The sequence below is a fragment of the Sutcliffiella sp. NPDC057660 genome, from assembly GCF_042800035.1.
Classification (GTDB): Bacteria; Bacillota; Bacilli; order Bacillales; family Bacillaceae_I; genus Sutcliffiella_A.
Genome location: NZ_JBHVHV010000002.1, coordinates 141,955 through 155,989, shown reverse-complemented (window position 1 = coordinate 155,989; position 14,035 = coordinate 141,955). Strand labels below are relative to the sequence as shown.

Below are 14,035 nucleotides of genomic sequence, written 5' to 3'. Positions count from 1 at the left end.
CCGGATCGCTCTCTTTATCATAAATTTGAAGGTCAAGTCCTACCTACCACTCTGTACGCGGTTCATAAATCCTGGAGTAAGATAAAAAAGCCCGCCATTTATAATGGACACATGAATCTTTGGTTCATACTGCTCCTGTAGCGCCTTTTTCTCCGTTTCATAGGATTCCGGCTTTTCCTCCTCATCCTCATAAAAATGATCCAACAGCTGGAGGTCCTTTTCCCAGCGCTCTCTTGCAGCATCCGCCCATGTGTGGTCCTCGCTTGCAATAAACCCATTCACATAATGCTCCAATCTGGAAAGTCCACTCGCCGGCTTAATGATGGGCGACATGGTGAAACAGAAATCGGGAATCTTGGGGGTGACTGGAGTATTATTCAGGACATCCTGAAACCCTTCTATAATACTTCCTGAAATAAGGTGAATCCCAAGCGACATGATAACGTCCTTTTTCCGATCACATTGGTAGCTGATCTTCATATTCACATTCAGCCAAGGGTGAAGGGGGAGATGGCCGACATTTGGAGCAACCTGGGTGTCCTCATATAGTCGGATGTATCCTGCAAGACGCTTGGTTGATTCAAAAATCTGGTGCAGTCTCGGGGATCCGAAATGTACGTTGTCTCCTTTCAAATCATCCGGTGCCTCGTTGTTATTTGTGATCAGTGTCAATTGCATCGGATTAGGCACACCGCCTGTTTTCTCAAGATAGTGCCAATAGAATGGGCGGTTCATCAACTCTTTGTCCATCTCGATGGAGAGCTGGACCGCCAAATGACTATTCGTATTCTCTATGATTTCACAGCTGTTTGCCGTAAAATAACGCTCCAGGAATCTATGAATTTCCTGCTGCTGCATGTGGCTCCTCCTCCTTTTTCAAGCTATCCGCAAATTCTATGATGGAAGAAAGGTTCTCCATCTTGATTTTCATTTCACCCTCCGACTTCGAATGCAGCATAATATCCTGGATGTGGTCTTCCAAATTCTTGATTTCAAGCTTTGTCAGGATATCATCTAGCTCTCCGATGACACGCTCAAACAGGTTTATCTTTTCATATAACAGCTTCAATATATGCTCCTCGACCGTGTCCTTTGTTGCAAAATTGTAGATATGCACATCCCTTTCCTGGCCTAGACGATGAATACGTCCGATCCGCTGCTCGAGCCGCATCGGATTCCAGGGAAGGTCATAGTTGATGATATGGTTACAGAATTGCAGATTGATTCCTTCTCCTCCTGCTTCTGTTGCAATCAACACTTGTGTATGATTTTTAAAAAGCTCCTTCATCCAATCCTTTTTTCCGCGCTTGAACCCACCGCGGAAAGGGACGGACGTAATCCCGTGTTGCTTCAGGAACCATTGAAGGTACATCTGCGTGGCCCGGTATTCCGTAAAAATGATTACTTTGTCATTGACCTTCCGGATAAGCTCCAGTACTTTTTCCGCCTTGGAATTTCTGTCGACAAGATCGATTTTCTGGAAAATTTCCATCAACCCAGGTGATGGAATATAGTGTGGATTCTCCTGCTGCTTTCGCTCAATCATATTTTTGACTGTATAATAGACAGCTTCCCTGCTGCTGCAGGCTTCCCTTTGAAGGGTCATGATGGAAAACTGGCTGGTAATCGCAACAGAAGGATCAGTCCGTAATTTATTGATGGAGTTATATAGCTCCTGTTCCTCCGGTGAAAATTCAATCATGCACGACTCCACGTGACGCTTCGGCCAGTCAATTCCGGTATCGCCGCGTCGGTTCCGGATCATCACTTTATTGACAAGCTCCTTCAGGTACTCATCGTTTTCAAGCTTCCGGTCCTTCGCGCGGAACACTTCTTCAAAATTGCTCAAACTGCCCAGATGTCCCGGTTTCAGGAGCGAAACAAGATTGAATATCTCCTCCACCTTATTCTGGATGGGGGTGGCAGTCAGCAGCAAACAGAACTTCTTTTTCAGATTTTGGACAAATTCATAGTTTTTTGTTTTATTATTTTTTAGTTTGTGAGCCTCATCAATAATGACCATATCGTACTCAAGACTATTGATAATTTCGCGGTGGGGGCTTCTTTTAGCCGTATCAATCGAGGAGACGACCACATCGCACTGCTCCCACACATAGCTTTTGCGCTGCGCGATCGCTGGTATGTAAAATTTTTGATAGAGCTCAACCGACCATTGGGAAACAAGGGAGGCGGGAACCAATATGAGTACCTTTTTCACGAGTCCGCGAATCATGTATTCCTTCAGGACAAGCCCGGCTTCAATCGTTTTACCGAGTCCCACCTCATCAGCAAGTATGGCTTTACCGTTCATTTCTTCCACCACATTCCTTGCGACCTCAAGTTGATGGGGAAGCGGCGTCAATTGCGGCAGGTGGGAAGGAGCGAGCAAGCCTTCAAACTCCGGTATGCTTAAATGGTTTTCCACTTCCAATGCTAGCTTGAATAATTCATAGTTCGCCCATGGACCGTCATCATCCATCCTTTTTAACAGTTCTTCCTGCCAACCTTTGTCGAATACAATCTCCACATTCATGCATGAGCATCCTTTCTGAATTATCCAATTTATAGTGGTTGAAAAATAGATAACGTTTTCATTAGCAAATAATGATAATCGCACGCTTGAAAGACGAACGATTAGCTATATAAAAATAATAATGTCAGTCTTTTTGTATTGCCAGAAAGCTTTCTCTAATGGTAGGATAATAGTGAGCTTTGAAAGATTGATTTACCTACAACACGGTGCTCAATGGTGAGAAAGATTTATCTTTCTATTATTGTTACCATTTTCAGCAAAATTATATATTCGCGAATGAGAACAAGGGGAGAGACTGCCGAAGTATGGCGGCGCCGAAGGAGCAAACAAGCTTAATTGTGAATCTCTCAGGCAAAAAGACACTTGTTTGACGCATCTCTGGAGAGCGTTCAACTTTAGATGAACCACCAAAGGGGAAAGCCTTACATAAGGTAAACTTTCAGGTGCCAAGGACAGAGGAACTCTTTTATAAAAAAAGGAGTTTCTCTGTCCTTTTTTCGAAAACAGCATTTTTAGTAGCCTTACAATCTTTTATAAGGGTAGAGGAGGAGAAGAAATTGACTGAATTGAAAAGAACTCCGTTGTTTGAAGTTTATAAAGATTTTGGTGCGAAGACCATCGACTTTGGTGGATGGGACTTGCCTGTGCAATTTTCCAGTATCAAGGAAGAGCATGAAGCCGTAAGAACAAAAGCAGGTTTATTCGATGTCTCGCATATGGGGGAAATCGAGGTCAAAGGCAAAGATAGTCTGGCCTACCTGCAAAAAATGATGACCAATGATGTATCCAAACTGAAGGATGGCGGAGCACAATATACCGCAATGTGCTATGAAAATGGCGGTACAGTGGATGATTTGCTTGTCTATAAAAAAGCAGACGCGGACTATCTGCTTGTGGTCAATGCCTCCAATATTGAAAAGGATTATGATTGGCTGGCAAGTAAGGTGACAGAGGAAGTTACTGTTACAAATGTGTCAGAAACCATGGCACAGCTGGCGATCCAAGGCCCATTGGCAGAAGAAGCTCTTCAAAAATTGACCAACACAGACCTATCAGAAATCAAATTTTTTAAATTTAAAGAAAATGTAGAAATAAACGGCATCCCTGCCTTGGTTTCGCGCACAGGATATACAGGCGAAGATGGCTTTGAAATCTACTGTGCAAGTGAAAAAGCGGTCGAGCTTTGGAATGAAATCCTTAAGGATGAAAACGTGGTGCCATGTGGACTTGGTGCACGTGATACGCTGCGCTTTGAAGCAAACCTTGCCCTATACGGCCAGGAGCTATCCAAGGATATCACTCCGCTTGAAGCTGGAATCGGATTTGCGGTGAAGGTGAACAAGGAAGAGGATTTCTTCGGAAAAGAAGTATTGAAGGACCAGAAGGAAAACGGCGTACCACGCAAATTGGTAGGGATCGAAATGATCGATAAAGGTATTCCGCGCCATGGATATGAAGTTTTTGTAGGAGAGGAACAAGTCGGGGAAGTGACGACTGGCACACAATCTCCAACATTAAAGAAGAATATCGGCCTCGCCTTATTAAAGAAAGAATTCACGGAGCTTGAGACGGAAGTGGAAGTTCAGGTCCGTAAAAAGCGTTTAAAAGCTAAAGTTGTCAAAACACCATTTTATCAACGTCCAAAAAACTGAGTGGAGAGGGGCTTTCAACATGAAACATCGTTATTTGCCGATGACCGACCAAGATATTCAAGAGATGATGAACGTAATTGGCGTATCTTCCATAGATGAACTTTTTTCAGATATCCCGGAAAGTGTACGATTTGATGGAGAACTGAAAATCAAACAAGCTAAATCGGAATCCGCATTAATGCGTGAGTTAAGTGATCTGGCTGCGAAAAACAAAGACTTGAGAAAGCATGCTTCCTTCCTTGGAGCAGGAGTGTACGACCATTACATGCCGGTCATCGTGGACCATGTGATCTCCCGTTCCGAGTTCTATACTGCATACACGCCATACCAGCCGGAAATCTCACAAGGGGAGCTGCAAGCAATCTTTGAATTCCAGACGATGATCTGCGAACTCACGGGTATGGACGTAGCAAACTCCTCGATGTATGATGGCTCGACTTCCTTCGCAGAAGCGGCAATGCTTGCTGCAGGACATACAAAGAAAAAGAAAGTCCTGATCTCAGGTGCTGTTCATCCGGAAGCAAAGGCAGTGGTAAACTCCTACGCAAAGGGCCAATACATTGAAGTTGTCGAAATACCGACGAAAAATGGTGTGACAGACGTTGCAGCACTCGAAGAAATGATGTCGGATGAAATCGCAGCGGTCATGGTCCAGTACCCAAACTTCTTCGGTCAGATCGAACCGATGCAGGAAATCGAAAAGCTTGCTCACTCCGGTAAAGGAATGTTCGTTGTCTCCTCCAACCCATTGGCACTAGGAGCGTTGACACCTCCTGGTAAATTTGGTGCCGATATCGTAACAGGTGATGCACAGCCATTCGGGATCCCGACACAATTCGGTGGACCTCATTGCGGTTATTTTGCGGTCACTACGAAATTGATGCGTAAGGTTCCTGGTAGATTAGTTGGTCAGACGGTGGATGAAGAAGGACAACGCGGCTTTGTATTGACACTTCAAGCACGCGAGCAGCATATCCGACGCGATAAAGCGACTTCCAATATCTGTTCAAACCAGGCATTGAATGCACTGGCTGCATCTGTAGCGATGACAGCTCTTGGCAAAAAGGGCGTCAAGGAAATGGCCGTACAGAACATCCAGAAGGCTCAATACGCCAAAAACACAATGGAAGCTGCAGGATTGGAAGTTACGTTCAGCGGACCATTCTTCAATGAGTTTGTCGTGAAGCTTTCCACTCCTATCAAAGAAGTGAACCGTAAGCTGCTTGATAAAGGAATCATTGGCGGTTATGACCTGGGGACTTACTACCCTGAGCTTGAAAACCATATGCTGATTGCAGTAACAGAACTGCGTACAAAAGAAGAAATTGACACACTAGTGAAAGAATTGGGGGATGGCAGCCATGAATAAGCAAGATCAACCACTTATTTTTGAACTTTCCAGAGAAGGCCGCATCGGCTACAGCCTGCCTGAAAATGATGTGCCAGAAGTAGATTTAAACGAGCTGTTCCCAAAAGAATTCATTCGTGAAGAAGCACCTGAGCTTCCGGAAGTATCAGAACTTGATATCATGCGCCACTACACTGCGCTGAGCAACCGTAACCATGGGGTGGATTCCGGATTCTATCCACTAGGTTCTTGTACAATGAAATATAACCCGAAAATCAATGAAAATGTCGCGCGTTTCCCGGGCTTTTCCCATATCCATCCCCTGCAGGACGAGTCCACTGTCCAAGGTGCGCTTGAATTGATGCATGACCTGCAGGAGCATTTGATTGAAATTACAGGAATGGATGAAGTGACCCTTCAGCCGGCTGCAGGTGCCCACGGTGAGTGGACGGGATTAATGATGATCCGTGCCTACCATGAAGCGAACAACGATACAAAGCGAACAAAGGTTATCGTGCCGGACTCTGCACACGGTACAAACCCTGCTTCAGCAACCGTGGCTGGACTTGAAACGATTACGGTAAAATCGAATGAAGATGGTTTGGTGGATCTGGAGGATCTTCGCAGAGTGGTTGGGGAAGACACGGCAGCTCTGATGCTGACCAACCCGAACACACTTGGACTGTTTGAAGAAAACATTCTTGAAATGGCGCAGATTGTCCATGAAGCGGGCGGAAAGCTCTATTATGACGGTGCTAACCTGAATGCCGTTCTAAGTAAGGCTCGTCCTGGGGACATGGGCTTTGACGTGGTTCACTTGAACTTGCACAAAACCTTCACAGGTCCTCACGGAGGCGGCGGACCAGGTTCAGGTCCAGTTGGAGTAAAAGCGGACTTGATTCCTTACCTGCCAAAACCGCTAGTCGTGAAAAAAGAAGACGGAAGCTTCGGCTTTGACTATGACCGCCCGGATTCCATCGGCCGCGTAAAACCGTTCTACGGAAATTTCGGTATCAACGTTCGTGCCTACACATATATCCGTTCCATGGGGCCGGATGGGTTGAAAGCTGTCACGGAATATGCAGTTTTGAATGCGAACTACATGATGCGTCGCCTGGCAGAGCATTTCGACCTGCCGTTTGACAGACATTGTAAGCATGAATTCGTATTATCCGGTAAGCGTCAGAAGAAGCTTGGCGTCCGTACGCTCGACATCGCAAAACGCCTGCTCGACTTCGGCTACCATCCGCCAACAATCTACTTCCCACTAAACGTGGAAGAGTGTATCATGATCGAACCAACGGAAACGGAATCAAAGGAAACCCTGGACTCCTTCATCGAAGCGATGATCCAGATTGCCCGCGAAGCCGAGGAAAACCCGGAAGTCGTGCAAGAAGCACCTCATACAACCGTGATTAAGAGATTGGATGAAACGCTGGCGGCGCGTAAGCCTGTTCTGCGTTACCAGAAGGAAGCATAAGCGGGGACAGGTTCCTTGTCCCACCTTTGAATATTTGAAAGCAGCGGTCCTTGGGAGGGGCCGCTGCTTTATTAATTTTTTCAAGGGTTGCAAGGTGTCGAAATTTGATTCTTTTTATCGAGTCGATAGATTATGAAGGAATTTGGATAGATTAATGCACATTTTGGATAGTTCCTGCGGGCTTTTGGCTAGATTAATGGAGAAAGTCGATAGATTATGGAGGAAACTCGATAGATGACCGTCTTTTGATACCTTCACTCCTGTCAAAGGAAGCAAGTGAGGGAATCAAAAGCGTCGAATGATACCCTCACTCGGTTCAAAACAAGCAAGTGAAGGAATCAAAAGCATCGAATGATACCCTCACTCTGTTCAAAACAAGCAAGTGAGGGAATCAAAAGCGTCGAATGATACCTTCACTCGGCTCAAAACAAGCAAGTGAAGGAATCAAAAGCATCGAATGATACCCTCACTCGGCTCAAAACAAGCTAGTGAAGGAATCAAAAGCGTCGAATGATACCTTCAGTCGGCTCAAAACAAGCAAGTGAGGGAATCAAAAGCGTCGAATGATACCTTCACTCGGCTCAAAACAAGCAAGTGAGGGAATCAAAAGCATCGAATGATACCTTCAGTCGGCTCAAAACAAGCAAGTGAAGGAATCGAAAGCATCGAATGATACCCTCACTCGGTTCAAAACAAGCTAGTGAAGGAATCAAAAGCGTCGAATGATACCTTCAGTCGGTTCAAAACAAGGACTCGGTTCAAAGCGAGAAAGTGAGGGAATAAAAAACTTAAAGATGTTACCCTTCACATCAGTAGAAGGTGGTACCGACTGTTTGGATGCAGTTATTATGTGGTGGGGGAAAAGCTGATCGCCATGTCCTCCGACGTCAGCTGGTTCCAACGACCCGGTACAATAAATAGCTTTCAAGACATCATATTATTTCTCATTTTCCCCTCCAGCAAGTATGATAAATAGTAGAAACAAAGGGAGGGATCACGAATGTATTACGCCAAAACCTACGAAGCAAGGGAAGAACTGCTACATGTACTGGAAGGGCTTGAAGAGGAAAAGCTCCACCACAAGAAAAGTCCGGAGCTTTGGTCTGTAAGTGAAAACGTGGAACACCTTTACCTGATAGAAAATAAGATTGTGAACGGATTAAAAAAAGCGATTCAAGCAAAACTTGCTGTGGAAGAAAAGGATCTGAACCTGGAAAAGATGCTCGCAAACCGTACATACAAAGTGCAGGCTCCGGAAGATATTGTACCATCCGGTCATCCCTACACAAAAGTGGAACTTTTCCAGCTGCTTGAGCAATCGAGAGCAAACCTGAATAAGTTCATCCAGGAAACTGATGATGAATCGCTGCATGCATATGGGTTTAACCATCGCTGGATTGGCGACCTCTCTGCCCAGCAATGGGTACTGCTGATCGGATTCCATGAAAGAAGACATATCGATCAGATAAAAAAATCCATCCAATAGAGTACAAAACAAAAAAGAGCACTCACATTCACCTTGTAAGTGCTCTTTGCTATTAGTTCTTAGTTCTGATCTTTCCGCCCCATTGCTTGAATCCGCCTTTTAGCTGATAAAGTTTTGTGTGGCCTTGTCTTTTCAGCATCTGTGCTGCACGGCCGCTGCGCAATGTATTTTGGCAGTAGATGTAGACTGGTTGATCATTGCGGATCTCTTTGCTTCTCATTTTAAGTTGAGAAAGAGGAATGTTTCTTGCTCCAAGGATGTGTCCGCCTTCATATTCCTTTTGTTCGCGAACATCAATCAGCTGTGCTTTGCGATAGCCGGAACGAAAATCCTCTTCAGTTAGAGTGGTAAGAATTTTGCGCTGGTAGAGGAACATGATCACCGAATAGGCAATGATAGCTCCCAAAACTCCTAATAAAACGTACAATGCTGACAACCCCTCTTTATCTTAGTATTCCAAAGTATATTATATAAAAGCTTGGACAAAATGTCATCCTTTTACTAAAGCTGCAACAAAAAACTGCCAAGCTTTAACTTTGAATAAGTGGTGATGATTTGTTACACTAAATCATCATACATAATAAAAGAGGTACATCCTATGACAAAAGAAATTTGGAGATATATTGATTCAAAGGAACAGTCTCCTGCCTTTAACATGGCATTGGACGAAGCGTTGCTTGAGTGGCATAGTGCAGGCAAGATTCCCCCGACCATCCGTTTCTATGGATGGAATCCACCAACTTTATCAGTTGGTTATTTTCAAAAAGTGGATAAAGAAGTGAATATGGAACGTGTGAAGGAATTGGGGCTTGGCTTTGTCCGACGCCCGACAGGTGGACGAGGCGTGCTTCATGATAAGGAATTGACCTACAGTGTCATCGTTTCCGAAGAGCATCCAGAAATGCCTAGCTCCGTAACGGAAGCATATCGCGTCATTTCAGAGGGGATCCTTGAAGGATTTAAGGAACTTGGATTGGATGCCTATTTTGCGATTCCTCGAACGGAAGAGGAAAAAGAGGGCTTGAAAAATCCAAGGTCCGCCGTATGCTTTGATGCACCGTCCTGGTATGAGCTCGTGGTGGAAGGCCGAAAAGTGGCTGGCAGTGCACAGACTCGCCAGAAGGATGTCATACTGCAGCACGGCTCCATACTACTCGAAATAGATGAGGATATGTTGTTCAGCCTGTTCAACTATCCTAGCGAACGTGTCAAAGAGCGCATGCAGAAAAACTTCAAGAACAAGGCTGTTGCGATCAATGCGCTGAGGGAAACCCCGGTGACGATAGAAGAGGCGAAGGAAGCCTTCTATAAAGGATTTGAAAAAGGGTTGAACATAAAGCTGGAGCCGTATGAACTAACGGAATCCGAGCTTGAGGAAGTACAGGCAATCATGGATAGTAAATATTCGACTGATGAGTGGAATTATAAAAGGTAGCGAGGAATTTTTCCTCGTTATCTTTTTGTTTTACACTAGATATAGTAGGGTACTAAAAATGTGGCGCCCATATAGGTAGTAGTCAACCAAAAAAAATAAAAAATATTTTTCTTGCAAAAGGAAGGAATTTCTTGAAAGGTTGATACATAAACCTCGCTATAATTCGTGAAATTTCGCAAGTGACAAAATACGTCATTATAAGAGATTTTGTCGAAGTAATCTCTGTTTTCCTCTCTCAATCTCATTTATTTGATTGTTTTTCCATTTGACAAAAATTGATTTATCAGTCTGAAAATCAATATATAGTATTGTCGAAAAAATGTCAGACACTATATGTTGATATTTTATGTAAAGGTATGATACCTTATCAGTACAAACAATTTTTACTGAAGTAATTATTGGTAGAACTACTAGTTTTAGAGGAGTTGTAATAATGACCATAGCCATGAATGAAAATAAAACGAAAATTGATGTAGAACGACTGAATAAGGATATTACTTTGTTTCCTCAGGTTCATCCTATTACAGAAGACATGACAACGACGCACCGTGGTGTTTCCCGTCTAGTGATGCTCGATCGTTACGCATTCAAAGATACAGAAAAAGTAACCTTGACAGCTGGAGATTTTGTTGTATTGACGATCAAGGAGGATCCGAAATTCCCAGCAAGAGGACTAGGTTATATACAAGATATAGACTGGTCTACCAAAAAAGCTTCCGTATTAATTGAAGAGGAGTATCGTGGAGTTTTGACAAAGCAGGGCGAAGTGGAAACTGGTGTCGTGGTCCGCACACTGGACGTCATCGAGAAGCCACTTGAAGTGTTTTACGAACAGATTGCCAAACGTAATGCGACAGGACTTGCTGCAGCTGAAACTACTGAAGAGAAGCGCCAGGAGTGGTTCGAAAAGTTCTACCACGAGCTTGTCAACCTCAACTTTGTACCGGCAGGACGCGTATTGTACGGAGCGGGAGCAGATACGGATGTAACGTATTTCAACTGCTACGTTATGCCGTTTGTCCAGGATTCACGCGAAGGCATTTCCGAGCACCGCAAACAGGTGATGGAGATCATGAGCCGCGGCGGTGGGGTAGGAACGAATGGATCGACTCTACGTCCAAGAAATGCACTTGCTAGAGGAGTAAACGGAAAATCATCCGGAAGTGTTTCCTGGCTGGATGATATTGCGAAATTGACACATCTTGTGGAACAGGGTGGTTCAAGACGTGGAGCACAAATGATCATGCTGGCAGATTGGCATCCGGACATCGTGGAATTCATCATCTCCAAAATGCAAAATCCAAGAATTCTGCGCTACTTAATCGAAAATACAAATGATGAAAGCATCAAGAAAGCCGCAGAGGACAAATTGAAATTCACTCCCCTGACAGATCAGGAAGTCACGATGTACCAATCAGTCACAAACTTCAAGCACATCCCTGGCTATGGTGGATTCACGGAACAGATTATCAGAGACGCAGAGCAGAAGCTGAAAGTAGGCGGAACCTATACAGTGCATAATCCGGAATTCCTTACTGGCGCCAATATTTCCATCACGCTGACAAATGACTTTATGGAAGCTGTGGAGAATGATGCGGATTACGACCTTCGCTTCCCTGATGTAGAAGGTTACGATAAAGAGGAAATGGAAATTTACAATAAGGAATGGTCGGAGGTTGGAGACGTACGTGAATGGGAGAAACTTGGCCATAAGGTACGTGTGTACAGAAAAATCAAGGCGAAAGAGCTCTGGAACCTCGTGAACATCTGTGCCACCTACTCTGCTGAGCCTGGTATCTTCTTTATAGATAATGCCAACGACATGACAAATGCGAAAGCATACGGTCAAAAGGTTGTAGCAACGAACCCATGTGGGGAGCAGCCCCTCGCGCCTTTTTCAGTCTGTAACCTTGCTGCAGTGAACCTTGCGGAAATGGCAGACAAAGAAACAAAGACCGTCAACTTCGAGAAACTGAAGCAAACAGTGGAAGTCGGCGTTAGAATGCAGGACAACGTAATTGATGTAACACCTTATTTCCTCGAGGAGAACAAAAAGCAGGCACTTGGCGAGCGCCGTGTCGGATTAGGGGTAATGGGACTTCATGACCTATTGATCTACTGCGAAACGGAATACGGCTCCGAAAAAGGAAATGAGCTTGTGGATCAAGTATTTGAAACAATCGCAACGACCGCGTACCGTGCTTCTGTTGAGCTTGGAAAAGAGAAGGGAAGCTTTCCATTCTTACAAGGCGCAACAGAAGAAGAAACGAACCGCCTGCGTAAGGCATTCACGGAAACGGGCTTTATGAGCAAAATGCCTGAAGATATCAAAGAAGGCATCCTGGCGGCCGGTATCCGTAACTCTCACTTGCTGACAGTTGCACCAACTGGTTCTACCGGAACAATGGTCGGTGTGTCAACAGGACTAGAGCCATACTTCTCCTTCTCCTACTTCCGCAGCGGACGCTTAGGGAAGTTCATTGAAGTGAAGGCGGATATCGTGCAGGAGTACTTGAATGCCAACCCGGAAGCAGATCCTGAGAATCTGCCTAACTGGTTCATCTCTGCGATGGAATTGGCTCCTGAAGCGCATGCGGATGTGCAATGCATCATCCAGCAATGGATAGACAGTTCCATCTCCAAAACCGTAAACGCCCCGAAAGGCTATACGGTTGATCAAGTAAAAAATGTGTACGAGCGACTTTACAAAGGCGGCGCAAAAGGCGGTACGGTTTACGTGGATGGAAGCCGTGATTCCCAAGTGCTGACCCTGAAAGCCGAAGAAAACACGATGGATGAAGAAAGCGAACAGATCCAAATGGAAGATGTCGTGAAAAAACCTGTCGTGCTGGTGGAAACGATCAATGATCTGCGTTCCACAAACGTACAATTCGGTTCGGAAATCGGAAACACATGCCCGGTATGCCGCATCGGGACGGTAAAGGAAATCGGCGGATGCAACACATGTACAGATTGTGGTGCACAGCTGAAGTGCGGACTATAAAATAATAAGTGAAAGACCTATTCGCTCAATTCGAATAGGTCTTTTATTTTTAGGAAGTACTCATCACTCCCTTTTTTCATACATTATCCTAAAAGGGGGAATGCCTAATGTGGCAAATGAAAATACCATACCTGATCGGACAGCCAATCGGTGTATCCTTTATGGATGGCACAGGCACCTCAGGAGTCCTATGCAGCGCCGATGGTCAAAAGCTTTATGTGATGGAATATCTATATCATACACAGTTTGCTATCAAGCAATATGAGTACCAGACAATACAGGATATTCTGCCTTTTCCAGGCTGTCAATGAGATCTATGAAAAATGTCTCCCAGAGATTGTTGTTCTTGGTATTGGATGACGAAATTGCAATAAATACCGAATTAATTAATTATTTTGCTCGCCCCCTGTTGATTGGAGTGCAAGGCATGAGACCGCCCGCGGAAAGCGAATGCCTGGAAAGGAAATCAACAGGGGTGTTTAACGGAGTCACAAGATTTATGTATCATATAAAGAACATTAATGAAAGACTGAAATCTTTGAACCTTTCTACATAACTTGTCAGTAGCGCTAAGTTAATGTATCATTTTAATGACGGTTACGATCGTGGATTGGAAATGGAGGGATATTATGCCTACCCCAAGTATGGAAGACTACATAGAACAGATTTACATGCTAATTGAAGATAAAGGATATGCACGTGTATCAGACATAGCTGAAGCACTGGCGGTACATCCCTCATCTGTAACGAAAATGGTGCAAAAGCTCGATAAGGATAAGTATCTGATTTATGAAAAATACCGAGGTCTTGTGTTGACTTCCAAAGGCAAGAAAATCGGGAAGCGTCTCGTCTATCGCCATGAGCTTTTAGAGCAGTTTCTGCGGGTGATCGGTGTGGATGAGGAGAACATCTATGAAGATGTGGAAGGCATCGAGCATCATCTGAGTTGGAATGCAATCGATCGCATCGGGGACCTTGTCCAATACTTTGAAGAAAATAAAGAGCGAACAGAGGCTCTGCAGTTCATTCAAAAACAAAATGAAGAAAATCAATAAGAGGTCGGACCAGGCGTAATACTGTTTGGTCGACCTTTTTTC

General features: G+C 44.5%; 11 protein-coding genes and 1 riboswitch. Of the genes, 8 read left to right on the top strand and 3 right to left on the bottom strand.

Annotated elements, in window-relative coordinates; all coding sequences use genetic code 11:
• Nucleotides 1-39: 39 nt before the first annotated feature.
• Both ACFVAD_RS02430 and ACFVAD_RS02425 read right to left on the bottom strand, forming a co-directional pair.
• Nucleotides 40-858 carry a YqhG family protein gene (locus tag ACFVAD_RS02430; RefSeq protein WP_386635728.1) on the bottom strand — a complete coding sequence of 273 codons (819 nt, stop codon included), beginning with the start codon at nucleotides 856-858 and terminating at the stop codon, nucleotides 40-42.
• A complete protein-coding gene (locus ACFVAD_RS02425; protein ID WP_386635726.1) occupies nucleotides 836-2,533 on the bottom strand; it encodes a DEAD/DEAH box helicase in 1,698 nt (565 codons plus the stop codon). The genes ACFVAD_RS02430 and ACFVAD_RS02425 overlap by 23 nt, the downstream gene beginning before the upstream one ends.
• Before the next feature lie 276 nt (nucleotides 2,534-2,809).
• Nucleotides 2,810-2,906, top strand: a riboswitch (glycine riboswitch).
• Between the two features lie 184 nt (nucleotides 2,907-3,090).
• Between ACFVAD_RS02425 and gcvT the strand changes: the two genes are divergently transcribed.
• The 4 genes from gcvT (at nucleotide 3,091) to ACFVAD_RS02405 (ending at nucleotide 8,499) form a co-directional block, all read left to right on the top strand.
• Nucleotides 3,091-4,185 carry a glycine cleavage system aminomethyltransferase GcvT gene (gene gcvT, locus ACFVAD_RS02420; RefSeq protein WP_386635724.1) on the top strand — a complete coding sequence of 365 codons (1,095 nt, stop codon included), beginning with the start codon at nucleotides 3,091-3,093 and terminating at the stop codon, nucleotides 4,183-4,185.
• A 19-nt stretch (nucleotides 4,186-4,204) separates the two neighbouring features.
• Complete coding sequence (gene gcvPA / locus ACFVAD_RS02415) at nucleotides 4,205-5,554, top strand: aminomethyl-transferring glycine dehydrogenase subunit GcvPA (protein ID WP_386635722.1); 1,350 nt, start codon at nucleotides 4,205-4,207, stop codon at nucleotides 5,552-5,554.
• Nucleotides 5,547-7,013: an aminomethyl-transferring glycine dehydrogenase subunit GcvPB gene (gene gcvPB, locus ACFVAD_RS02410; protein ID WP_386635720.1), complete on the top strand. Its 1,467-nt coding sequence runs from the start codon at nucleotides 5,547-5,549 to the stop codon at nucleotides 7,011-7,013. The genes gcvPA and gcvPB overlap by 8 nt, the downstream gene beginning before the upstream one ends.
• 1,000 nt (nucleotides 7,014-8,013) lie before the next feature.
• Nucleotides 8,014-8,499 carry a DinB family protein gene (locus ACFVAD_RS02405; protein ID WP_386635718.1) on the top strand — a complete coding sequence of 162 codons (486 nt, stop codon included), beginning with the start codon at nucleotides 8,014-8,016 and terminating at the stop codon, nucleotides 8,497-8,499.
• A 52-nt stretch (nucleotides 8,500-8,551) separates the two neighbouring features.
• Here the strand turns inward: ACFVAD_RS02405 and ACFVAD_RS02400 are convergent, their stop codons facing one another.
• Entirely contained in the window at nucleotides 8,552-8,875 is a 324-nt protein-coding gene (locus tag ACFVAD_RS02400; RefSeq protein ID WP_386636032.1) for a rhodanese-like domain-containing protein, read from the bottom strand.
• Between the two features lie 222 nt (nucleotides 8,876-9,097).
• Here ACFVAD_RS02400 and ACFVAD_RS02395 point away from each other — a divergent pair, with 222 nt between their 5' ends.
• The 4 genes from ACFVAD_RS02395 to mntR all read left to right on the top strand — a co-directional run bounded on the left by ACFVAD_RS02395 (nucleotide 9,098) and on the right by mntR (nucleotide 13,993).
• The gene (locus ACFVAD_RS02395) at nucleotides 9,098-9,934 is read left to right on the top strand and encodes a lipoate--protein ligase family protein (protein ID WP_386635716.1); all 837 of its coding nucleotides are present in this window, start codon (nucleotides 9,098-9,100) and stop codon (nucleotides 9,932-9,934) included.
• Between the two features lie 433 nt (nucleotides 9,935-10,367).
• A complete protein-coding gene (locus ACFVAD_RS02390; protein ID WP_386635714.1) occupies nucleotides 10,368-12,938 on the top strand; it encodes a vitamin B12-dependent ribonucleotide reductase in 2,571 nt (856 codons plus the stop codon).
• 107 nt (nucleotides 12,939-13,045) lie between these two features.
• Nucleotides 13,046-13,249 (top strand): hypothetical protein, encoded by a 204-nt coding sequence (locus ACFVAD_RS02385; RefSeq protein ID WP_386635712.1) that lies wholly within the window; start codon nucleotides 13,046-13,048, stop codon nucleotides 13,247-13,249.
• 318 nt (nucleotides 13,250-13,567) lie between these two features.
• Entirely contained in the window at nucleotides 13,568-13,993 is a 426-nt protein-coding gene (mntR, locus tag ACFVAD_RS02380) for a transcriptional regulator MntR (protein WP_386635710.1), read from the top strand.
• Nucleotides 13,994-14,035 lie beyond the last annotated feature (42 nt).